We start from the raw sequence: 22,072 nt of genomic DNA on the forward strand, positions 1-22,072 counted from the left end.
GGTCAAGCCATCGCGCGCTCGGGCGCCGTGTGGGCAGGTGCGGCCGGGGCTGCGGCGGTGCGCGCGGTGTCCTGCGCCTGCACCTGCGCCGTTTGCTGCGCCTGCGCCAGGTGCTGCTCTGCGGGTTTTGTCTGCGCCTCGCGCACACTGAACTCGCTGACCGGCGCGCCGGCCTGCACCATCGCGATCCGCTCGCCATCCTTGCTCAGGTGGAAGGCGCGCACCTCGCCGCGGTTCGCATGCGCCTGCGCGTGGTTCACGGCGGCGGCGCTCACGCGGTCGATGCGCTCGTCGTCCAGCCCCCGGGCGCGCAGCCCCGGCGCCAGCTGCTCCCGGGCCAGCGCGTGGTGGCGCTGCTGTTCGGATGTGTGCGAGGTCTGGCACGGGCGCACCGGCGAGGCCTGAGGGGCGCGGGGCTTGAGCTCGGCCGGCAGCTCCGGCGGCGGCAGACCGCGTTCCTTGTAGGCGCCCCGGATCGCGCCCAGGTGACCGATGTCCCGCCACAGCTCGTTGGCCCCTTGCTGCACGCGCCCGGCCTGGCGCTGCTGCGCCAGCGCCCTGGGCCAGCCCTGGTCGACGTTGTTGTGCGAGTCCTTGTTGGCTTGCAGCGCCTCCACCGTGCGGCGGCCCTGCGCCACCTCGCCCGCGAACTGCTGGTGTTTCTGCGCCAGCTGCTCTTTGCTCAGGGCGCGGTAGTTCTCCAGCGGCTCGTGGGGCAGGGCGCGCGGGTACTTCTCGTGCACCGCGTCGCTGTAGGCCCCGCGCACGGCGTCGGCAGGCTTCTTGCTGGCGTCGATGTGGCGGGCCAGGGCGTCGTTCACGTCGTCCTTGTCCACCTTGGGAAAGCGCGCGTGCATCGCCTCCCAGCCCTTGTCGATGCCGGCCCGGCCCTCGAAGTAGCGCCCGTTGCGCTCGGCCTCTTTGCCGAAGGCCGCGCTGGCCGTGTCCAGCCGGGTTTGCAGGCGCGCGCGCTCGGCCGGGTCGGTGGTGTGCTGCAGGTCCTCTCTGAGGCCGTTGACCTGGCGCAGCAGGCGGCCTTCCTTGGACACGTAGTCGTAGCCCAGCTGCCCCACCTCGCGCCCCAGGGTCTTGCTCCACTGCTGCAGGCGCGAGTCCTCGTAGAGCTTTTCCGCGCCGACCGCTGCGGCGCCACCGGTGGCCAGACCGCCGACCACCGGGCCGACCGGCCCCGTCACGGGGCTGGTGAGCGTGCCGACGGCCGCGCCCGGGATGGCGCCCACGGTGGCCGCCCCGCCGGTGACGGCGGTCTTGACGGTCTGGTTGGCCGTCTCCTCGCCGCCGCGCACCCACTGCTCGCGGTTGGAGCGCGCGGTGTCGATGGCGGCGTCGACCTGGTCTTTGGCGTCCACCACGCCGTAGGCTGTGCCCAGCACGCCCGCGGCTTTGACGGTGGGGCGCACGGCGCGGTAGCCACCGACCTCGTTGTGCAGGCGCTTGACGCCTTCTTCCACCCGGCCGGTCTGGCGCTCGTCCAGCAGGTGGCGGGCCGTGTCCGGGCTGACGCGCTGATTGGGCACGCGGTCTGGCAGGTCGCGGTGCCACTGGCGCTGCGCGTCGGTGGATGCGTGCAGATCGTTCAGCCGGTCCTGGGTCAGGCGGCCGAGGCGGGCGGACTCCAGCGCGCGTCCGGGCGAGGCGTTGGGAGCGGTGCGCGAGTCGAAATGCAGCCTGCCCTCGCGGTCGTAGATCTGCACCGGTACGCCGGTCTGCCTTGCCACGTCGTCGAGGGTGGCGGGGAGTTGTTTGTAGACATCGTTGCGGAGATGTTCGGGCACGTAGCGGCCGTAGCCAGTCTCATCAATGCCCTTTCCAAAGCGATGGTCCACGCCCAGTTCACTCTCAAACCGGTGGGCGGCCACCGCACGGACCTCCACCTGGTAGCCCTTGGCCTGAAGCTCCCTGATCAGCTCCGCCTTGGGCATGGTGGAGTCGATGACCAGGTGCTTGCGCTGGGCGATGGCATCAGCGCGCAGCTCCTTGGCCCACTGGCTTGCATCGGGGTGGGTGTGGTCGGCCCAGGTGTAGGGGTGGTTGCGTCTCAGAACACCGGCCGACGGGTGCGCGTCCCGCAGCGTGTCCGGGTCCACGACGGCAATGTTCCCGTTGAACTCGGCCTTGGCAGCCGCGGTCAGACTGCCCTTGCCGGAACCGGGTTGACCCGACAGGATGATGGCGGTGGGCCGGGTATGTCCTCCGACAACGTCTGTGTAGCTGCGAGCACCCAGCACCTTTTCGCGGAGGACCGCGGCATGCTCGGCATCAGGTAGGGGCTTGATGTCCTCTGCCATGTGATGCCCCGGCTCAACCAAAGAACGTCGCAAGTTCGACGAGTGTGTCCGGGACCCGGGAGCGGCAATCGAACATCAGTAGGTCCTTGGCCCGGGCGCGTTCCATGGCATCTGGATCGCCGGAAGTATTGGCGCGCGTTCGCTCCTCTGCTGCGTTGGATGCGAACAAGCCCAGGATGTTTTCAAGAACGCCGATGGCGGCTTCCAGCTGGTCTGCGAGCTGGGCCTTGCTCATGCCGGGCGACCGACCCACGGACCCGAGTCCGCGCTCCAGCTCCTTGATCAGCTCCGGATAGTCCTTCAGCGCCTCCTGCAGCACCTTGGGCACAGGCGGGTGTTCGGTGAACGTGTGGGTGGTCATGGCGGCTTCCCTGAAATCGGTTGTTGTGAACGACGAACCGGGATGTTCCCACACCCCGGTGCCGCCCGGTCCAACCGCCTGCGGTTCGCCGCCACCGCCCTGGCGCGGCGTGGTCCGGCTCAGGTCCGGTAAGACGGGTCGCTGCGGTCGAGCTTGCGCAGCAGCGCCGGCCAGGCCAGCATCGCGCCCTGGCCGGCGGTCGCGATCTTCATCACCTCGGCCATGCCGGCGAGGATGCGCGGGTCCACCTGGGTGAGCTCACCGCCGCCGGCCTGCGCGTCGATCTGGATGCGGCAGGTGTTCTCGAAGGTGTACATCGAGAGGAAGGCGTCGGGGATCGAGCTGCCCACGGTCAGCAGGCCGTGGTTGCGCAGCACGAGGAAGTTGGCGCGGCCCAGGTCGGCCTGCAGGCGTGGCTTCTCGTCGGGGCGGAAGGCCACACCCTCGTAGCCGTGGTACGCGAGCGAGGCCAGCACGAAGGTGCTCTGCTGGCTGATGGGCAGGATGCCGGCCTTCTGCGCGCTGACCGCCACGCCCGCGCGGGTGTGGGTGTGCAGCACGCACTGCACCTCGGGCCGCGCCTCGTGCACCGCGCTGTGGATGACGAAGCCGGCCGGGTTGACCGGGAAGGGCGAGTCCAGCAGCTTGTTGCACTGCATGTCGACCTTGACCAGGCTGCTCGCCGTGATCTCGTCGAACATGAGGCCGTAGGGGTTGATCAGGAACTGGTGTTCGCCGCCGGTGACGCTGTCGGGCAGCTTGGCGCTGATGTGGGTGAACACCAGGTCGGACCAGCCGTAGGCGGCCACGAGCCGGTAGCAGGCCGCGAGGTCGCAGCGCAGCTGCCATTCCTCGGCGCTGACCGAGTCCTTGAGCGACGGGATGTTGAGCATGCCATGTCTCCTGCGCCGCGTCGGGGTGGGCGGCTGTGCGCGACATGGTCGCGCGGACACGGCATGCAGGCTGTCGCAGGTCCGACAGCCGCAGGGCTTATTTCTTCATGCTGCAGGTGTTGAAGCCGAGGATGGCGTAGGGCGGGCACCAGCCTGTCAGGCCGGTCAGCAGGGGCACGACGCCGATGTAGCCCCAGGCGCCGATGGTGCCGGTGGCGGCGGCCGCGATGAGGGAGAGGCCGACGACGATGCGGAGGGTGCGGTCAACGCCGCCAACGTTCTTGGTCATGTGAAGCTCCTGTGAGTGTTTGAGGGTGCGGACGTATTGGAGCCGCAGCGGCCCCGGTCGGTCTGTGACCGCGGTCACACAGGGTTCGCAGGGGGGCGCAACAGGAGCAGGGGGCTCAGCCGGCCTGGCCGGCGGCCAGTGCGCGCAGGCCGGCGCTGTCCTTGATGGCGATGCTCTCGCGCGAGAGCTCGACCAGGCCGTCGCGCTCGAAGCGGTGCAGCAGCCGGGTGACGATCTCGCGCACCGTGCCCAGCTCGTCGGCCAGGGCCTGGTGGGTGGTCCTGAGCGTCTGGCCGTGGCCGAGCAGGGCGGCGGCAAGGCGGCTGTCCAGGCGCTGGAAGGCGATGGCCTCGATCAGGCCGGTAAGGTCGGCCATGCGCGCCGCGAACAGGCCCAGCACGTATTCGCGGAACCCGGTGTCGGCCAGCGCGGCCTGGAAGGCGGGCGGTGGCAGCAGGCACAGCGTGGTCTCGCTGGTGGCGACGCCGCGCGCGGTCAGCGGCTGGTGGGCGAACAGGCCGGCCGAGGACACCAGGCACATTTCGCCAGGGGCGACGCGGTACAGCTCCAGCTCGCGCCCGTTGGCCGCGCTGCGCGAGACCTTGACCTCGCCGGACAGCACCAGCGGAAAGCCCTGGCAGGGGTCGTTCTCGCGGAACAGCCGGGTGCCGGCGGGCACGGTCATCGGGGTGAGTTTCGCCACCACCGCCGGCAGAGCGGCCAGCGCCGGGTACAGCGTCAGCAGGTCGGGCGGGGCGGTCTGGGACATGCGGCGCATTGTAGGGGCGGGGCTTGTCCAGGATGAGGGTGATGCGAACGAGAAGATAAAGTTCGTTCAATTTTTTTGAACTCAGGCTTCAAGCGCTTTTGACCTGAGCCGGCGGGCCCATCCCTACACTGCCGCCATGGTTACCTCCTCCGTCACCCCCTACCACCCGCTGGCCCGGGCCCTGCACTGGGCGCTGGCCCTGCTCATCGTGGGCAACTTCGCGCTGGGCGTCTACATGCACGAACTGCCGTTCTCGCCCGCCCGGCTGCAGTACTACAGCTGGCACAAGTGGGCCGGTGTGCTGGTGCTCGCTTTCTCCGCGGTTCGCCTGGTCACCCGCATCCTGAAGTCGCCGCCCGCGCTGCCCCCGGCCATCGAGGCCGCCATGCCCGGCTGGCAGAAGCTGGCCCACCACGCCACCCACATCGGCCTGTACGCGCTGTTCTTCGCCGTGCCGCTGAGCGGCTGGGCCTTCAGCTCGGCCGCCGGTTTCCCGGTGGTGCTGTTCGGCGTGCTGCCGCTGCCCGACTTCGTGCCGGTGAGCGAGGGCCTGGCCGACGCGCTCAAGGAAGCCCACAAGATCGCGGCTTTGTCCATGGCGGGCCTGGTGCTGCTGCACGTGGCCGGGGCGCTCAAACACCATTTCGTTGACCGCGATGGCCTCATGCAACGCATGGGCTTCAGCCGCTGATCTTTTCAGGAGCCGTTTCATGAACACCCGTCTTCTTTCCCTGGCGCTGGTCGCCGCAAGCGTCTCCCCGTTGGCCGTTCAGGCGCAGCAAGCCATCGTGCCCGCCCAGAGCGAGGTCGCGTTCACCAGCCGCCAGATGGGCGTGCCGGTGGATGGCAAGTTCAAGAGCTTCAGCGCCCAGGTGGCGTTCGACCCGGCCAAGCTGGCCACCAGCAGCATCGCCTTCACCGTGGACACCGGCAGCGCCGACATCAGCCGCGAGGCCAACGCCGAGCTGCCCAAGGCCAGCTGGTTCAACGTGGCCCAGTTCCCCAAGGCCACCTTCCAGTCCAGCGCCATCAAGCGCATCGACGCCACCAAGTACGAAGTCGCCGGCAAGCTGAGCATCAAGGGCGTGAGCAGCGACGTGGTTGTGCCGGTCACGCTGGCACAGAACGGCGCCACCACCGTGGCCAGCGGCGCCTTCCCGATCAAGCGCCTGACCTTCCGCATCGGCGAGAAGGAGTGGGCCGACACCTCGATGGTCGCCGACGAGGTGCAGGTGAAGTTCAAGATCGCCCTGACCGGCGTACCCAAGCTCTGATTTCGCGTTTCCCTTTCCAACCTCAATCCAGGAGTTCAACCATGCGCAAGTCCCTCTCCCTGCTGGCCGCCGCGGCCGTGCTCTCGACCGCCGGCATCGCCCAGGCCGCCGATTACGCGATCGACCCGACCCACACCTTCGCCACCTTCGAGATCGGCCACTTCGGCACCACGACCAACCGCGCCCGCTTCGACAAGAAGGAAGGCAAGGTCAGCTTCGACAAGGCCGCCAAGACCGGCAGCGTGGACATCAGCATCGACATCGCCTCGGTGAACTCCGGCACCGCCATGTTCGACAAGCACCTGGCCAGCGCCGAGATCCTGAACGCCGAGAAGTTTCCCAAGGCCCAGTTCGTCTCCAGCAAGTTCGTCTTCAGCGGCGACAAGGTCTCGGCCGTGGAAGGTAACCTGACCATCGCCGGCAAGACCCAGCCCGTCACGCTCAAGGCCACGCAGTTCAACTGCTACGACAGCCCCATGCTCAAGCGCGAAGTCTGCGGCGGCGACTTCGAAGCCACCATCGACCGCACCGCCTTCGGCGTGAACTACGGCATCGACTGGGGCTTCCCCAAGAACGTTCGCCTGGTGCTGCAGGTCGAGGCTGTGAAGCAGTAATCCCTGCGCCACCGTTCCTGAACAAAGGCCCGCTGCTGCGGGCCTTTTGTTTTGCGGGCTGCGGTACAAACGGGCGATGAACACCGGGACCACCAACACCATCCACTGGGAAGCGCGGCGCGTGCCGGTTCCCGGGCTGGGCGATCTGTACAGCGAGGCCTGCGGGCCGGCCGACAGGCCGCCGGTGCTGCTGGTGATGGGGGCGATGAACCCGGCGCATTTCTGGGCGCCGGGCTTTGTGGCCGCGCTGGTGCAGGCCGGCTGCCGGGTGCTGCGCTACGACCACCGCGACACCGGCCGTTCCTTCGTCCACCCGCTGCACGCGCCGCCGTATGCGCTGGGCGACCTGGTGGCCGATGCGCTGCGCGTGCTCGACGCCTGGGGGCTGGCGCGGGTGGCGGTGGTGGGCTGGTCCATGGGCGGCTACATCGCGCAGCACCTGGCGCACGAACAGCCGCAGCGCGTGAGCCGCCTGGTGCTGCTGGGCAGCTCGCCCGACCACCGGCCCTACATGGCCGCCACGCTGGGACGTCCGGTGCCCACCGACGGGCTGCCCGGGCCGGTGCCGGGGTTCCTGTCGGCGCTGCTGGAGACCTCGGTGCGCGCCCGCGGGCTGGCGCCGGACGAGGCGGCCGTGCAGGGCTGGTCGGTGTTCCACGGCGGCTCGCATCCGTTCCCGGCCGGCACCGTGCGCGAACAGGCGCGCGCTGCGGTGGCGGCGGGGCACCAGCCGCTGGCCGCGATGCAGCACGCGCTGGCGGTGGACCGCGCAGCGCCGCGCACCGGCTGGCTGCCGCAGCTGCGGGTGCCGACCCTGGTGCTGCACGGGGCCGAAGACCCCTGCCTGCCGCTGGCGCATGGCCAGGCGCTGGCTCGGCTGATCCCCGGGGCCCGCCTGACGGTGCTGGACATGGGGCATCTGCTGCCCGACGCGCTGGCGGCGCCGGTGGGTGCCCAGGTGGCCGACTTCATCCGCGCGAAAGAGGCTGCGTAGCCTGCTCCAGCCGCTGCAGAAAATGCAGCGCGTGTTCGCGCGTGTCGCCGCACATTTCGGTGCTGGGCTGCAGTGAGCCGCAGACCGCCGGCCGCTCGGGCCGGCCGAACAGGCGGCAGCGCAGGGCCTCGTCGAGATGAGGGCAGGGCATGCCCGCGGGCTTGCCGTCCGGCAGGCCGGGCATCGGGCTGCTGATCGAGGGCGCGATGCAACACGCCGCACAACCGGCGCGGCAGGGCGGCGGAGAGCTCAAAGGCATGGCACCATTGTCGCCTTTCGGGCGGCTGGGCTCCCCGGTTTCAAGGTCTGCATGTCGTCCCCACGGTTCTCTTCCAAATGGTTGCTGTCAGCGCCCGAGCTGCTGACCGCGCGTCTGACGCGCTGGCGTTTCTGGCTCCGCCTGGGCGTGGGGCTGCTGCTGTTCGGGCTGGTGGCCGAGGCGGTGCTGCGCGTGCTGAACGGGTTCAGCTACGGCGCCGTGATGGCCGCCGCCAAGGACACCCCGGCCTGGGATCTGCTGGCCGCCGTGGCGGCCACGGCGCTGAGCTTCCTGGCGCTCACCTTCTACGACCGCTCGGCCCTGCAGTACGCGGGCGCGCGCCTGCCCTACCGGGTGGTGGCGCAGACCTCGTTCATCGCTTACGCACTCTCCAACACGGTGGGTCTGGGCGTGTTCACCGGCGGCGCGGTGCGGCTGCGGCTGTACGGGGCCGCGGGGCTGGAGGCGGGGCAGATCTCGCGCGCCATCGCGTTCAACGCCCTGGGCTTCACGGTCGGCATCGCGGTGGTCGGCGCGGCGGCGCTGGTGTGGGGCGCCGAGTCGGTGGCCTCGCTGCTGCGTGCGCCGCCCGATCTGCTGCGCGCCGCCGGGGTGGCGGTGCTGGTGGTGACAGCGGCGACGCTGGGCGCCTGCCGTCGCGGGGGGCAATGGAGGGTGGCGGGCTGGACCTTCCACCTGCCCAGCGCCTCGCTGGCCGGCCAGCAGCTGCTGATTTCCGCGCTCGACGTGGTGGCCGCCGCCGCCGTGCTGTGGGTGCTGCTGCCCGCGGGCGCGGTCGGCTTCCCGGCCTTTGTCGGCTTCTATTCGCTGGCCATCGCCATCGGCGTGATCAGCCACGTGCCGGGTGGCCTGGGCGTGTTCGAGGCGGTGCTGCTGCTGGCGCTGGGGCAGCAGGTGCCGGCGGACCGGCTGGTGGGCGCGCTGGTGCTGTACCGGGTGATCTACCACCTGCTGCCGCTGGCCCTGGCGCTGCTGCTGCTGGTGGGCTCGTCGTGGCGGCGTGGCGTGTCGACGCCGCTGGTGCGGGTGGCGTCCGCGCTGGCGCCGCTGCTGCTGTCGGCCTTCACTTTCGTCAGCGGTGTGGTGCTGCTGGTGTCGGGCGCCACGCCCGCCACCGAGGACGCCACCGCGCACCTGCGCCAGTTCATGCCGCTCCCCGCGGTGGAGGCGGCGCACTTCCTGGCCAGCGTGATCGGCCTGGCGCTGCTGTTCGTCGCGCGCGGCATGCTGCTGCGGCTGGACGTGGCCTGGTGGGCTGGGCTGGTGCTGGCGCTGGCCAGCCTGGTGCTGTGCCTGCCCAAGGGCATCGCGGTGTCCGAGGCGGTGCTGCTGGGGCTGCTGGCGCTGTCCCTGGCGCTGTCGCACCGCCACTTCAACCGGCGCGCGGCGGTGCTGTCGCTGGCCTTCTCGCGCGGCTGGCTGGCGGCGGTGCTGGCCGTGGTGGCGGCGGTGGCGGCGCTGCTGGTGTTCGTCTACCAGGACACGGCCTATGTGGACCGGGTGTGGTGGCGCTTCGAGTTCGACGGCCATGCGCCGCGCTCGCTGCGCGCCATGGTGGCCGTGGCCCTGCTGACGCTGTGCGTGGCGCTGGCCCATCTGCTGCACCGCGCGCCGCCGGCGCTGCCGCGGCCCGACGGGGCCGAGCTGACCCGGGCTCAGGCCGTGGTGATGGCGCAGGACAGCGCCGGCGCGGGCCTGGCGCTGATGGGCGACAAGTGCCTGATGTTCTCGGAGTCGGGCCGGGCCTTCCTGATGTTCTCGCGCAAGGGCCGCTCCTGGGTGGCGCTGTACGACCCGGTGGGCCCGCGCGAAGAATGGCCGGAGCTGGTGTGGCGCTTTGTCGAGCTGGCGGGCGAGTCGGGCGGGCGCGCGGCCTTCTACCAGGTGCGGCCTCAGGCGCTGCCGGTGTACCTGGACGCCGGCCTGCGGGTCTACAAGCTGGGCGAGTGCGCCACGGTGGAGCTGGCCGGCTTCAGCCTGGAAGGCAAGCGCCGCGCCAACCTGCGCCACGGCGTGGCGCGGGCCCAGCGCGATGGCCTGGTCTTCGAGTGGCTGCCCGCCGGGGCAGCCGAGGCGGAGTTCGACGCCCTGCAGGCGGTGTCCGACGACTGGCTGGGCCGGCAGGACACGGCGGAGAAGGCGTTCTCGCTCGGCGCCTTCAGCCGCGAGTACGTGATGCGCCAGCCGGTGGCGCTGGTGCGGCACGAGGGCCGCATCGTCGCCTTCGCCACCATGCTGGTCACCGACCTGCCCGCCGAGGCCGCGGTGGACCTGATGCGCCAGCGCGGCGACGCCCCCAAGACCACCATGGACTTCCTGTTCACGCAGATCATCCTGCAGCTGCGCGAACAGGGTGTGGCGCGCTTCAACCTGGGCATGGTGCCGCTCTCGGGCATGGCCAGCCACCGGCTGGCGCCGCGCTGGCAGCGCCTGGGGCGCCTGCTGTTCAACCACGGCGAAAACTTCTACAACTTCCAGGGCCTGCGCTCGTTCAAGGAAAAATTCGATCCCGTCTGGGAACCCCGCTACCTGGCGGCCCCGGGCGGCCTGTCCCCCTTGCTGGTGCTGTCGGACACCGCCGCGCTGATCGCGGGCGGCTGGCGGCGCGTGATCACCAAATGAAGACCCTGCTGCTCTCCCTCATGCTCGGCGCCGCCCTGGTGCCCGCCGCCGCCCAGGAAACCGTCTCGCACGGCCGCTTCAAGGACGTGCGGCTGTTCCGCCCCAAGGGCGAGGTCAAGACCGTGGCCCTGTTGTTCTCGGGCGCGAATGGCTGGGGCGCGGCCGGCCCCGGGGCGGCGGCCCAGGTGCTGCTGGACACCGGCGCGGTGGTGGCGGCGATCGACACCCCCTCGCTGCTGGCCAACTTCAACCAGGACGGCGGCACTTGTGTGGTGCCCGAGGGCGATGTGGAAAACCTCTCGCGCTTCCTGCAGGGCTACGCCCGGTTGCCGGCCTACTTCCCGCCGCTGGCGGTGGGGGTGGGTTCCGGCGGCGCGCTGGCCTACGCCATGGCGGCGCAGGCGCCCGAGGGCACCTTCTCCGGCGCGGTGTCGCTCGGCTTCTGCCCCAGCCTGCCGCTGACCAAGCCGTTGTGCAAGGGCGAGGGCTCGGTGTTTCGGGTCAACAAAGAAAAGTCAGCCCTCACTCTGCTGCCGGACACGGCCATGCGGACGCCCTGGCTGGCGCTGCAGGGCGCGCAGGACCGCAGCTGCCCGGTGGCGGCGACGCAGGCCTTCGTGGCCAAGGTGCCGAGCAGCCACTGGGTGGGCGTGCCGGGCGCGGGGGACGACCTGCTGGGCACGGCGGCCGGCCTGTCGGCCTACGAGGTGTCGTACCGGCGCATGGCGACCGAGGTGTCGACCAGCCGGCTCAGCGCCGAGGCCGGCGTCGAGGTGGGCGACCTGCCGCTGGTGGAGGTGCCCTCCAGCGTGGCCTCGGACACGCTGGCGGTGCTGGTCTCGGGCGACGGCGGCTGGGCCGGGCTGGACAAGCGGGTGGCCGCGGTGATGGCGGCCAAGGGCGTGCCGGTGGTCGGCTGGGACTCGCTGCGCTACTTCTGGTCGGCGCGCACGCCGCAGGGCTTTGCCGACGACCTCTCGCGCACCATCCGCGCCTACACCCGGCAGTGGAAGCGCCAGCGGGTGGTGCTGATCGGCTACTCGCAGGGCGCCGACGTGCTGCCGTTCGCCGTCAACCGGCTGCCGGCGGCGACCCGGGCCATGGTGTCGCAGACCGTGCTGCTGGGGCCGGGCGAGCGGGCGTCCTTCGAGTTCAAGCTCACCAACTGGGTCTCGCGAGACGCCAGGGGCGCGCCGGTGGCGCCCGAGCTGGCCGGCTTCACGGCCGCCAGCGCCACCTGCATCTACGGCACCGACGACCGCGACACCATCTGCCCCAAGCTCCCGCCCGAACAGATGACCTTGGTGCCGCTCAAGGGCGACCACCACTTCGGCGGCAACTACGACGGGCTGGCCGAGCAGATCCTGCTGCGCAGCCGCTGACGCGCGAGCCGGGGAAGGGCTCAGGCGCCGAAGCGCCGCGCGGCCCAGAGCACCTGCTCGACCACGCCGCGCACGTTCTCGCGTGCGGCCTCGGCCACCAGCTGGCCATCGGGCGTGAAGGCCTCGCCGGCCTTGGACAGGGCGAACTGTTTCGGCGACACCCAGCACTGAAGGTTCATCAGCAGCGGCGCCAGGTGCGAGAGGCTGCGCAGGCCACCCAGCGCGCCGGGCGAGGCCGACAGCATGCCGACCACCTTGCCGGCGAACGGCTTGGTGCCGCTGGACCAGACCGGGTCGCCCTTGATGGGGCTGGAGACCCAGTCGATGGTGTTCTTCATCAGGCCGGTGTAGCTGCCGTTGTACTCGGGCGAGACCACGACCCAGGCCGGGTGGGCGAAGAACAGTTCCTTCAGGCGCACCACGTCTCGCGGCGTGCCCTTGGCTTCGAGGTCGGCGTTGTACAGCGGCACGTCGAAGTCGGCCAGCTCGATGTGGGTCACGGCGGCGCCGGCCTCACGACCGACCTCGGAGGCGACGGCGGCCAGCTTGCGGTTGAAGGATTGGGCGCGCGTGCTGCCCGCGAAGACGAGGAGGGGGGTGGGGTTGCTCATGGGCGGCATTGTGTCAGCGGGTCGGCGCAGGATTCCTGCGTGGGGGCTATGCCGGGCAGGTCGGACGGTGGGGAGGTGGGCACGGGTAAGTGGTGTGGGGGCGCAGGGCTGGGCGCTATCTAGGACAATAGTGGGTCGGCGCGGGCCAGGGCAGGCCCGCCGCCACTGTTTCACGTGAAACACCGCCCATGACCACCGGGCTGTCCGGATGGGCCCGATCCTCCCAAGCGCTCTATATATATGTTGTACCCCCAGGAATTCGATGTGATCGTCGTTGGCGGTGGCCATGCCGGCACCGAGGCCGCGCTCGCGGCCGCGCGCATGGGCTGCGCCACCCTGCTGCTCACCCACAACATCGAGACGCTGGGCCAGATGAGCTGCAACCCCAGCATCGGCGGCATCGGCAAGGGCCACCTGGTGAAAGAGGTGGACGCGCTGGGCGGGGCGATGGCGCTGGCCACGGACGAGGGCGGCATCCAGTTCCGCATCCTCAACAGCAGCAAGGGCCCGGCGGTTCGAGCCACCCGCGCCCAGGCCGACCGCATCCTGTACAAGGCCGCCATCCGCCGCATGCTGGAGAGCCAGCCGAACCTGTGGCTGTTCCAGCAGGCGGTGGACGACCTGATGGTGGAGGGCGACCGGGTCGTCGGCGCGGTGACGCAGGTGGGCATCCGCTTCCGCAGCCGCACCGTGGTGCTGACGGCGGGCACCTTCCTGGACGGCAAGATCCACGTCGGCCTGAACAACTACGCGGCCGGCCGGGCGGGCGATCCGCCCGCCGTGTCGCTGAGCGCGCGGCTGAAGGAACTGAATCTGCCGCAGGGTCGCCTGAAAACCGGCACGCCGCCGCGCATCGACGGGCGGACGATCGACTGGTCGAAGTGCACCGAGCAGCCGGGCGACGGCGTGCCCGGCGGCATGAACCCCGACCAGCCGGTGCCGGTGTTCAGCTTCATGGGCCAATCGGTGCTGCACCCGAAACAGGTGCCGTGCTGGATCACCCGCACCAACCAGCGCACGCACGACATCATCCGCTCCGGCTTCGACCGCAGCCCCATGTTCACCGGCAAGATCGAGGGCGTGGGTCCGCGCTACTGCCCGAGTGTGGAAGACAAGATCAACCGCTTCGCCGACAAGGACAGCCACCAGATCTTCCTGGAACCCGAGGGTCTGACCACGCACGAGGTCTACCCCAACGGCATCAGCACCAGCCTGCCGTTCGACATCCAGTACGCGCTGGTGCGCAGCATGCCTGGGCTGGAAAACGCCCACATCCTGCGGCCGGGCTACGCCATCGAATACGACTACTTCGACCCGCGCTCGCTCAAGGCCAGCTTCGAGACCAAGCAGATCCAGGGCCTGTTCTTCGCGGGCCAGATCAACGGCACCACCGGCTACGAAGAGGCGGCGGCCCAGGGGCTGTTCGCCGGCCTGAACGCCGCGCTGCAGTGCCAGGGCAAGGACGCCTGGCTGCCGCGCCGCGACGAGGCCTACCTGGGGGTGCTGGTGGACGACCTGGTGACCCAGGGAGTGACCGAGCCCTACCGCATGTTCACCAGCCGGGCCGAGTTCCGCCTGCAGCTGCGCGAGGACAACGCCGACATGCGCCTGACCGAGCAGGGCCGCTTACTGGGCCTGGTGGACGACGCCCGCTGGGGCGCTTTCAGCCGCAAGCGCGATGCTGTTTCACGTGAAACAGAGCGCCTGAAATCGACCTGGGTGAACCCGCGCATCCTCGAAGCCGCCGAGTCCGAGCGCGTGCTGGGCAAGGCCATTGAGCGCGAATACAACCTGTTCGACCTGCTGCGCCGGCCGGGTGTGTCGTACCCGGTCCTGATGGGCATGGGCGAAGGCCGCTGGGCGCCAGCGGCCAAAGCAGGCGACGAAGACGCCCGCCCCGTGGTTTCACGTGAAACACTGGGCGAGCTGCACGACGCGGTGGTGGAGCAGGTGGAGATCGCGGCCAAGTACTCGGGCTACATCGACCGGCAGAAGGACGAAGTGGAGCGTGCATCGCACTACGAACACCTGAAGCTGCCGGCCGATCTGGACTACGCGCAGGTCACAGCGCTGTCGTTCGAGGCGAGGCAGAAGCTGGCCAAGCACCGGCCGGAGACGCTGGGCCAGGCCTCGCGCATCTCGGGCATCACCCCGGCCAGCATTTCGCTGCTGATGATTCACCTGAAGAAGGGTGGGTTCAAGGGCTTTGCCCGCACCACGGAAGAGCAGGGCGCATGAGCGCGGTGAACCTGAAGCCGGCGCTCGAAGCCGGGCTGCACGAACTCGGCCTGAACCTGTCGGACATCCAGGTCGATCAACTGCTCGCCTACCAGGACCTGATCGCCAAGTGGAACAAGGTCTACAACCTGACCGCGGTGCGCGATCCGCAGGAGATGCTGACGCACCACCTGCTGGACAGCCTGGCGGCGATCCAGCCGCTGCTTCGGCAGACGGACGGGCAACCCATCAAGCTTTTGGATGTGGGCTCAGGTGGCGGGCTGCCGGGGGTGGTGATCGCCATCACCTGCCCGCAGATTGACGTGCATTGCGTGGACACGGTGCTCAAGAAAGCGACCTTCATCCAGCAGGTGGCGGCGTCGCTCAAGCTGCCGAACCTGCGCGGGATTCATGCGCGGGTGGAGTCGCTGAAGGCGGAGGAGGGGAGCGGCTACGACGTGGTCTGCTCGCGGGCTTTTGCCTCGCTGGTGGACTTCACGACCTGGTCGCGTGCGGCGCTGAAGCCGGGGGCGGTGTGGATGGCGATGAAGGGCAAGCACCCTGCGGACGAACTGTCTGCGCTGCCGGCGGATGTGTCGGTGTTTCACGTGGAACAGTTGGTGGTGCCGGGGCTTCAGGCTGATCGGTGCATCGTCTGGCTGCGGCCTGCTGCTTCGGCTTAAGTCCTGCTTCTCGTTGAGACATCGCGCCAGGCCATTGGCGACATGCGCGTTCTCCGGCCTACGCTCGCGGGGAGAGGCCCGGGTCCGCTGAGACCCTTTCGTCAACACCGGGCCTGAGTGCCGCCGCGCGGGCAACCGCGAATGGGGCCTGCGCCCGCGCACATCGCCAACGGCCTGCGAGAAGCAATGTTGGTGCACCACCGGGTTGTGCGCACAGGTAAACCCTGGAGGGGCTGTGGCGTGTGGATGGGCGGCGGGACGATTCGCGGTTGCCACAGAGCGGGTGGACCAGCGCGGAGTTGACGAAGTAACGCGGGCGCACAGACCCAGCCGCCCGCGAGCGAGACCAGAGCCCAGCCACACGACGCAGCCCCCTCTGAAGCAACGTTGGAGAGAAACGCGGAATGGAAACACAAGCCCCTCACGTAAACTCGACCGCTCCACCCCCAGAGAAAGCCCCCCATGTTCGGCATCGCTGACTACGGCGCCTTCGTCGCCGCCATCGTCCTGTTCCTCGCCATCCCCGGCCCGGGCAACCTCGCCCTCATCACCTCCACAGGCAAAGGCGGTATCCGCGGCGGCATGGCGGCCACTTTCGGCGTCATCGCCGGCGACCAGGTCCTGATGTGGCTGGCCGTGGCCGGCGTGGCCGCGCTGCTCGCCGCCTACCCGACCGCTTTCAGCTTCGTGCAATGGGCCGGCGCCGCCTACCTCGCCTGGCTGGGCTGGAAAATGCTCACCGCCAAACCCGGCGACGCGCCCGTGCTCAACATCCGCCCCAGCCAGTTCTTCCGGCAGGCCGTCACCATCACCCTGCTCAATCCCAAGGCCATCGTCTTCTACATGGCCTTCTTCCCGCTCTTCGTCGACCCGACGCGCCACCAGGGCCTGATCACCTTTGGCGCCATGGCCGCGACCATCGCCTTCCTGACCTTCCTCTACGGTCTGACGGTCGTGCTGCTGACCCACTTCCTGGCCGAACGCATGCGCGCCAACCCGCGCATCACCCAGACGCTGAACAAGCTCGCCGGCGTCTTCCTCATCGGCTTCGGCGTCAAGCTGGCCATCTCCAAATAAGCGACCGGGTTCGACCACATGGCCAAGATTTTCTGTGTCGCCAACCAGAAGGGCGGCGTCGGCAAGACCACCACCACCGTCAACCTTGCGGCTGGTCTGGCCAAGGTGGGGCAGCGCGTGCTGATGGTCGACCTGGACCCGCAGGGCAACGCCACCATGGGGTCGGGCGTGGACAAGCGCAGCATGGAGCTGTCGGTCTACGACGTGCTGCTGGAGTCGGCTTCGGTGGCCGAGGCTGCCATCCACTCCGAAAAATGCGGCTACCACGTGCTGGGCGCCAACCGCGAACTGGCTGGTGCCGAGGTCGAACTGGTCGAACTGGAGCGCCGCGACCAGCGCCTGAAGGCCGCGCTGGCCGCGGTGGATGCCGACTACGACTTCGTGCTCATCGACTGCCCGCCGTCGCTGTCCATGCTCACGCTCAACGGCCTGTGCTCGGCGCACGGCGTCATCGTGCCCATGCAGTGCGAGTACTTCGCGCTCGAAGGCCTGACCGACCTGGTCAACACCATCAAGCAGGTGCACGCCAACCTCAACCCCGACCTGCAGATCATCGGCCTGCTGCGCGTCATGTACGACCCGCGCATCACGCTGCAGCAGCAGGTGAGCGACCAGCTCAAGGCCCACTTCGGCGACAAGGTGTTCGACACCGTCATCCCGCGCAACGTGCGCCTGGCCGAGGCACCCAGCTACGGCCTGCCTGGGGTGGTGTTCGACCCGTCGGCCCGTGGCAGCCAGGCCTTCGTGGTCTTTGCCACGGAGATGGTGGACCGCATCCAGAAGATGTGATGTGAGCGCTGGCTTCCTCTGAATACCGCATGAAACCTGAAAACGTCCTGATCCTGCCGGGCTGGCAGAACAGCGGCCCCGAGCACTGGCAGAGCCGCTGGGAAGCATTGCACGGTTTTCGCCGCGTGGACCAGCACGACTGGATGAAGCCCAGGCGCGGCGACTGGATCGCCCGGCTGGAAGACGTGATCCTGGGCATTGACGGTCCGGTGGTGCTGGTCGCGCACAGCCTGGGCTGCATCCTGACCGCCGCCTGGGCCGAGGTCTCGCGCAGCACCGGCCGGGTGCAGGGCGCGCTGCTTGTGGCGCCCGGCGACCCGGAGCGCGACGAGCTGCGGGGCCTGCTGCCGAGCTGGGCGCCCATCGTGCGCCAGCGCCTGCCGTTCCCGGGCACCCTGGTCGGCAGCCGCAACGACCCGTACTGCAGTTTCGACAAGGCGCAGAGCCTGGCCGCGAGCTGGGGTGCGCGCTTTGTCGACTACGGCGAGCGCGGCCACATCAACGCCGAATCGGGGCTGGGCGATTGGCCGGAGGGCGTGGCCATGCTTCGCGCGCTCGCGCCGTTGCAGGGACCTCAATGAGGCTGCTGCGCAGTCCGAAGGACAGTACGGCGTCTCCGGTGGCTGAAGCAAGGCGGGACACAGGGTGGCTGGCGCGCACGAGGTGGCTGTCCAGGGGCGTGTGCTCTTGATGGTCGAGGCTGCGGGCGCCCTGGCGTCGGTGCTGGGTGTGCCGCTCGCCGCCCTGACCGGCAAGCTGTACCTGGCCGCGCTGGTCGCCCTGTTCGGGTTGGGTTGTTGTCTTCGGTTTGTGCGCTTGCGGCAGAGGCTGCGCGAGACCCGCCACGAAACGGTTGTGGTCCCGCCGCCCGCGCCGGTGTGGCTGACGCCGTTGGTTGGGCTGTTGTCTGCAGTCGAGGTCGCGGTGTTGGTAGAGGCCACGCGGCTGCCGGTGCGCGCAGACCAGGCGGGTTTTGACACCGCCCACTGGTGGTGGGTCCTGGCGGGATTCGTGGTGCTGTTCTGGTTGCAGCGAGGCTGGCTGGGCGAGCGCCTGACCAGCAGGGCGGCCACGCGCTGCTGAACCACCGAACGTTTTTTCAAGAACAAACAGAAAGAAGGAACCAGACCATGGTCACCAAAAAACCTAAAGGCCTCGGCCGCGGACTCGAAGCACTGCTCGGACCCAAGGTCGCCGACTCGCCCGCCGCGGCCGCACCTGCGGCCGACGGCAGCCCCAGCCGCCTGCCGCTGGACCAGATGGTCGCCGGTGTCTACCAGCCGCGCACGCGCATGGACGAGGGCGCGCTCTACGAGCTGGCCGAGTCGATCAAGGCGCAGGGCATCATGCAGCCCATCCTGGTGCGCCAGCTGGCCGACGGGCCCAACGCCGGCAAGTACGAAATCATCGCGGGCGAACGGCGCTTCCGGGCCTCGAAGCTGGCGGGTCTGGCCGAGGTGCCGGTGCTGGTGCGCGACGTGCCCAACGAGGCCGCGGCCGCGATGGCGCTGATCGAGAACATCCAGCGCGAGGATCTGAACCCGCTGGAAGAGGCGCAGGGCCTGCAGCGGCTGGTGAAGGAATTCGGTCTGACGCACGAGCAGGCGGCGCAGGCCGTTGGCCGCTCGCGCTCGGCGGCGTCCAACCTGCTGCGCCTGCTGCAGCTGGCCGAACCGGTGCAGACCATGCTCATGGCGGGCGACATCGACATGGGCCATGCGCGCGCACTGCTGTCGCTGGAGAAGGCGGCGCAGATCACGGCGGGCAACCAGATCGCGGCGAAGAAGCTGTCGGTGCGCGAGGCCGAGAACCTGGTCAAGAAGATCGGCGCCGAGTTCAACCTGGTGCCGCAGCAGCCCAAGAAGGAAAAGTCGCGCGACATCCGCCGCGTTGAGGAAGAGCTGTCGGACCTGCTGACCGCAGAGGTCGAGGTGCGCATCAAGAAGCGCGTCAAGCGCCACGGCCGTGTCGAGGAGGTGGGCGAACTGGCGATCCAGTTCGGCTCGCTCGATGAGCTCAACGGCCTCATTGATAAATTGCGCAACGAGCGCTGAGCCGCAGGCAAAAACACCAAAGAAAAAGGCCTCCAAGTGGAGGCCTTTTTCCTGGCGTGGCGCCAGCGTCAAGAACGCTGCGCAGCGGCGCAGGGGGGAGCTTAATTCCCGACTTTCAGCTGACCGCCCTTGCCCAGACCACCCTTGACTTCCTGCGCCTTGTAGTTGCGCAGGGCGATGACCATCTGGTTGTAGGAGTCGGTGAATGCGGCCACCGTGGCCTTGCCGGCCGGCGAGCGCGAGAAGCCGCCCAGGGAACCGGCGGCGCTGGGGCCGAACACGCTCAGGGCCGCGCCGTAGTTGGTGGCGGTGGCGTTGCCTTCGGAGATCGCGATCTGCACGCCCGAGCGGATGTCGAACATGGTCAGCGTCACGACCGAGGCCTTGCTTTCCAGACCACCGGCGATGGCGGCCAGGTTGCGGTTGCGGCCGCCCAGCAGGCCACCCAGCGCGCCGACCACCTGACCGGTCGACTCGTTGTCGATGATGATGGCGGGCTCCAGGTAGTAGTCGGCCGCGACGCGCTGGCCCTTCTGCTGCTGCGAACCGGCGCGGAACTCGCCCGAGTTGCGCTGCTTGTCGGTGATGGCGGAGATCTTGCTCTCGGTCTTGTTGTTGCCGATCGAGGTGATCACGAAGCAGTTGGACTGCGCCACGGCCAGGCGGATCAGCGGTTCGATGGTGGTGACCTGGGTGGCGGCGCCGAAGCTGCCCCACCATTCTTTGCCGCGGCCATCGTCCACCGCCAGCGTGCCCAGCGGGGAGGCGCAGCGCTCCAGCGAGCTGTTGGCGCCGACGCTGGTGCCGCCGGCGGCAGCGCCGGTGGTGGCGGTCGGGCTGGAGCCGGTGGTCACGCGGCCGCCGCCCGCGCCGCCGCAGGCGGTGAGCGTCAGGCCCAGGGCCAGGGCGATCGCAACGCGGGAGGGGGTGGTGTTCAGTTTCATGGATACCTTCCTGGTGTCAGAGAAAAACATGGCCGGCCGCTTCGGAGGAGTCGGCCCGCCGGGGGGGTCAATAGTAGTACCAGCGGCCGTCGCGCCAGTAGGTGCGGTAGGTGTAGCCGCTGTACCAGCCGACCAGCCAGCCGTTCTTGCGAACCATTTCGCGCCACTGGTAGTCCGACTGCGCCTGCTCCCGGGCCTTGCGTGCCTGGGTGAGCAGTTTCTTGGCTTCCTTGTCGCCCTTGTCGGCGGCCATCATCAGCCAGCGCTCGGCCTCGCCCGGGTCGGAGCCCATTTCTTCCACGCCGTACAGGTAGAAGCGGCCCAGCGCCTGGGCGGCCTTGAAGTCGCCGCGCTCGCCGGCATCGCGCATCCACTTGATGGCCAGGTAGGTGTCCTTCTTCACGCCGTCGCCGCGGAAGAAGCGCAGGCCCAGGTCGTATGCGGCGCGCGGGTCCTTCTCGGCCATGGCCTCCAGCGCCAGGCGCCTCGGGTCCTGGGCCGGGTCGGGCTGGGCGGCCAGTTCGGCTTCAAAGGTCGCGGTGTTGCGCGGCCGGTCGGAGCAGCCGCTGGCGTCGCAGATGCGGATGGTGTCCTGGGCGAAGGCCGCCGAGGACACCAGCAACAGGGAAAGGCAGAGTTGTTTCATGGGACCACCTGCAGGGGTGTGACAGAAGAAAAAAGTGTACAGCGCGATTTTCTCGCTGCACAGCGGTCCGACCCTCGGGTGGCGGACCGCCGGTTCCCCTGCGCGGAGGAGGTGCCGGGCCCAGAGTTGGCATGCCCAGCGCGCCTTCGCTGTCCACCCTCAGGCGCGCGAGGTCGTCGCCGGCGGACGACTTCTTGGCGCGGGTGCCGATGTGAATCACCTCACCCAGTGCTGCCAGCAGGTCGCCTTCCAGCGTGGGTGCGGTGCTGCGCCTATTCCAGCAGCACCTTCGGTTGCCTGATGTGATTGACTGGATGGAAGTGTTGCGTTTTTTAGTTCCAACCGTCAGGCGCTTGGTCAGAAGCGCCAGCCCGCGCCCATGCGCACCAGGTGCCGCTTGCCTGAGCCCAGCCCCACGCCGCCGTTGAACATGACCCGGCCTTTCTGGTGAGCGAATGCCATACCCACGGCCGTCTGTCCGCCATAGGAAGCGACGCCCACGTTGACGGTGGTTTCCCCGTCGCCGCCGGGTACAAGCGGTATCAGTGCGGCAGCCTGTGCGATGCCCGCAAACGCCTCCTTGCGCAGCGCCCCGACCTCTTGGCTGGTGTGCTGCATCGCGGATTCCAGGGTGCGCGCATCGCCCCGGTCGGCATACGCTTCGGCGTAGGCGGTTGCCCGCTCCAGCGTAGCCGCGTCGCCCTGGTCGGCATAGCTCTTGGCCTGGCGCAAGGTGCGGGCGTCCCCGGCGTCGGCGTAGTCTCTGGCTTCCTGCAGGTTCTGGGCGTTGATGTTGCGCACCTGGCGAACGGTGGCCGCATCACTGTCGGCAACCCCATCGGCCACATGGGTGATGCGCCGCTCGTTGCCGGCGGAGCCTACCGACACCGTGTTGTCCGCGCTGGTGACCGAGCCGTTGCCCAGCGCGACCGCGTTCCGGTGGCTGGCCTGGGCGTTGTTGCCCACGGCCACGCTGAGGTCACCGGTGGCGCTGGCGTTGTCACCGAGCGCCGTGGTGTTGGTGCCGGTAGCCTGTGCCCCGACACCGATTGCCACCGACGAGCGGGCCACTGCACCGGCGCCGATCGCAATGGAGTTGGACTGGATGGCTCGGGCGTCGGTGCCCAGGGCGATGCCATTGGATGACTGGACCGTCGATCCGCTGCCGATGGCAATCGCGCCGGAGGGTGATCCGGACGCTCCCGCGCCGATGGCCACTGATGCGCCTCCCAACGCAGCGCTCATCCGGGTGTCGGTGTAGGTA

General features: G+C 69.3%; 23 protein-coding genes. 13 read left to right on the forward strand and 10 right to left on the reverse strand.

Annotated features, from left to right (window positions below):
* Positions 1-2: 2 nt before the first annotated feature.
* From HFL01S_RS21855 to HFL01S_RS21875, 5 genes are all read right to left on the reverse strand, one after another.
* Positions 3-2,309 (reverse strand): zeta toxin family protein, encoded by a 2,307-nt coding sequence (locus HFL01S_RS21855; RefSeq protein ID WP_066262727.1) that lies wholly within the window; start codon positions 2,307-2,309, stop codon positions 3-5.
* Positions 2,310-2,322: 13 nt separating this feature from the next.
* On the reverse strand, positions 2,323-2,670 hold the full coding sequence (locus tag HFL01S_RS21860; protein WP_066262729.1) for a hypothetical protein: 348 nt from the start codon (positions 2,668-2,670) through the stop codon (positions 2,323-2,325).
* Between the two features lie 119 nt (positions 2,671-2,789).
* Positions 2,790-3,563: a class II aldolase/adducin family protein gene (locus HFL01S_RS21865; RefSeq protein WP_066262732.1), complete on the reverse strand. Its 774-nt coding sequence runs from the start codon at positions 3,561-3,563 to the stop codon at positions 2,790-2,792.
* Positions 3,564-3,660: 97 nt separating this feature from the next.
* Positions 3,661-3,852, reverse strand: coding sequence for a YgaP family membrane protein (locus tag HFL01S_RS21870; protein ID WP_066262734.1), 192 nt, complete (start codon positions 3,850-3,852; stop codon positions 3,661-3,663).
* Positions 3,853-3,967: 115 nt separating this feature from the next.
* A complete protein-coding gene (locus tag HFL01S_RS21875) occupies positions 3,968-4,621 on the reverse strand; it encodes a Crp/Fnr family transcriptional regulator (RefSeq protein ID WP_066262782.1) in 654 nt (217 codons plus the stop codon).
* A 136-nt stretch (positions 4,622-4,757) separates the two neighbouring features.
* On the opposite strand from HFL01S_RS21875, the gene HFL01S_RS21880 reads away from it, so the two are divergent.
* From HFL01S_RS21880 to HFL01S_RS21895, 4 genes are all read left to right on the forward strand, one after another.
* Complete coding sequence (locus tag HFL01S_RS21880) at positions 4,758-5,312, forward strand: cytochrome b (protein ID WP_066262735.1); 555 nt, start codon at positions 4,758-4,760, stop codon at positions 5,310-5,312.
* 19 nt (positions 5,313-5,331) lie between these two features.
* A complete protein-coding gene (locus HFL01S_RS21885; RefSeq protein ID WP_066262741.1) occupies positions 5,332-5,895 on the forward strand; it encodes a YceI family protein in 564 nt (187 codons plus the stop codon).
* Positions 5,896-5,936: 41 nt separating this feature from the next.
* Positions 5,937-6,509: a YceI family protein gene (locus HFL01S_RS21890; RefSeq protein ID WP_066262742.1), complete on the forward strand. Its 573-nt coding sequence runs from the start codon at positions 5,937-5,939 to the stop codon at positions 6,507-6,509.
* A 76-nt stretch (positions 6,510-6,585) separates the two neighbouring features.
* Positions 6,586-7,503 carry an alpha/beta fold hydrolase gene (locus HFL01S_RS21895; protein WP_066262743.1) on the forward strand — a complete coding sequence of 306 codons (918 nt, stop codon included), beginning with the start codon at positions 6,586-6,588 and terminating at the stop codon, positions 7,501-7,503.
* On the opposite strand, the gene HFL01S_RS21900 is transcribed toward HFL01S_RS21895, so the two are convergent.
* On the reverse strand, positions 7,478-7,762 hold the full coding sequence (locus HFL01S_RS21900; protein WP_066262744.1) for a hypothetical protein: 285 nt from the start codon (positions 7,760-7,762) through the stop codon (positions 7,478-7,480). The genes HFL01S_RS21895 and HFL01S_RS21900 overlap by 26 nt on opposite strands.
* Positions 7,763-7,813: 51 nt before the next feature.
* Between HFL01S_RS21900 and mprF the strand changes: the two genes are divergently transcribed.
* Positions 7,814-10,405: a bifunctional lysylphosphatidylglycerol flippase/synthetase MprF gene (gene mprF, locus HFL01S_RS21905; protein WP_084383559.1), complete on the forward strand. Its 2,592-nt coding sequence runs from the start codon at positions 7,814-7,816 to the stop codon at positions 10,403-10,405.
* A complete protein-coding gene (locus HFL01S_RS21910) occupies positions 10,402-11,787 on the forward strand; it encodes a virulence factor family protein (RefSeq protein ID WP_066262746.1) in 1,386 nt (461 codons plus the stop codon). The genes mprF and HFL01S_RS21910 overlap by 4 nt, the downstream gene beginning before the upstream one ends.
* Before the next feature lie 20 nt (positions 11,788-11,807).
* Here HFL01S_RS21910 and HFL01S_RS21915 read toward each other — a convergent pair whose 3' ends face one another.
* Positions 11,808-12,398 carry an NADPH-dependent FMN reductase gene (locus HFL01S_RS21915; protein ID WP_066262786.1) on the reverse strand — a complete coding sequence of 197 codons (591 nt, stop codon included), beginning with the start codon at positions 12,396-12,398 and terminating at the stop codon, positions 11,808-11,810.
* A gap of 240 nt (positions 12,399-12,638) precedes the next feature.
* On the opposite strand from HFL01S_RS21915, the gene mnmG reads away from it, so the two are divergent.
* From mnmG to HFL01S_RS21950, 7 genes are all read left to right on the forward strand, one after another.
* On the forward strand, positions 12,639-14,636 hold the full coding sequence (gene mnmG, locus HFL01S_RS21920; protein ID WP_066262748.1) for a tRNA uridine-5-carboxymethylaminomethyl(34) synthesis enzyme MnmG: 1,998 nt from the start codon (positions 12,639-12,641) through the stop codon (positions 14,634-14,636).
* Complete coding sequence (gene rsmG, locus HFL01S_RS21925; protein ID WP_066262751.1) at positions 14,633-15,298, forward strand: 16S rRNA (guanine(527)-N(7))-methyltransferase RsmG; 666 nt, start codon at positions 14,633-14,635, stop codon at positions 15,296-15,298. The genes mnmG and rsmG overlap by 4 nt, the downstream gene beginning before the upstream one ends.
* Positions 15,299-15,760: 462 nt before the next feature.
* Positions 15,761-16,375, forward strand: a complete 615-nt coding sequence (locus HFL01S_RS21930; protein WP_066262753.1) for a LysE family translocator — start codon at positions 15,761-15,763, stop codon at positions 16,373-16,375.
* Positions 16,376-16,393: 18 nt separating this feature from the next.
* The gene (locus HFL01S_RS21935; RefSeq protein ID WP_066262756.1) at positions 16,394-17,164 is read left to right on the forward strand and encodes a ParA family protein; all 771 of its coding nucleotides are present in this window, start codon (positions 16,394-16,396) and stop codon (positions 17,162-17,164) included.
* A gap of 29 nt (positions 17,165-17,193) precedes the next feature.
* On the forward strand, positions 17,194-17,745 hold the full coding sequence (locus HFL01S_RS21940) for an RBBP9/YdeN family alpha/beta hydrolase (RefSeq protein ID WP_066262760.1): 552 nt from the start codon (positions 17,194-17,196) through the stop codon (positions 17,743-17,745).
* A 64-nt stretch (positions 17,746-17,809) separates the two neighbouring features.
* Positions 17,810-18,247 carry a hypothetical protein gene (locus tag HFL01S_RS21945; protein ID WP_066262762.1) on the forward strand — a complete coding sequence of 146 codons (438 nt, stop codon included), beginning with the start codon at positions 17,810-17,812 and terminating at the stop codon, positions 18,245-18,247.
* A gap of 47 nt (positions 18,248-18,294) precedes the next feature.
* Complete coding sequence (locus HFL01S_RS21950) at positions 18,295-19,218, forward strand: ParB/RepB/Spo0J family partition protein (protein WP_066262768.1); 924 nt, start codon at positions 18,295-18,297, stop codon at positions 19,216-19,218.
* A 101-nt stretch (positions 19,219-19,319) separates the two neighbouring features.
* Here HFL01S_RS21950 and HFL01S_RS21955 read toward each other — a convergent pair whose 3' ends face one another.
* The 3 genes from HFL01S_RS21955 to HFL01S_RS21965 form a co-directional block, all read right to left on the reverse strand.
* Positions 19,320-20,162: a hypothetical protein gene (locus HFL01S_RS21955; RefSeq protein ID WP_066262773.1), complete on the reverse strand. Its 843-nt coding sequence runs from the start codon at positions 20,160-20,162 to the stop codon at positions 19,320-19,322.
* A gap of 67 nt (positions 20,163-20,229) precedes the next feature.
* Complete coding sequence (locus HFL01S_RS21960) at positions 20,230-20,808, reverse strand: tetratricopeptide repeat protein (protein WP_066262776.1); 579 nt, start codon at positions 20,806-20,808, stop codon at positions 20,230-20,232.
* A gap of 357 nt (positions 20,809-21,165) precedes the next feature.
* A complete protein-coding gene (locus HFL01S_RS21965) occupies positions 21,166-22,053 on the reverse strand; it encodes a YadA-like family protein (protein WP_084383560.1) in 888 nt (295 codons plus the stop codon).
* Positions 22,054-22,072: the final 19 nt, after the last annotated feature.

Source organism: Hydrogenophaga flava NBRC 102514, from assembly GCF_001571145.1.
GTDB lineage: Bacteria > Pseudomonadota > Gammaproteobacteria > Burkholderiales > Burkholderiaceae_C > Hydrogenophaga > Hydrogenophaga flava.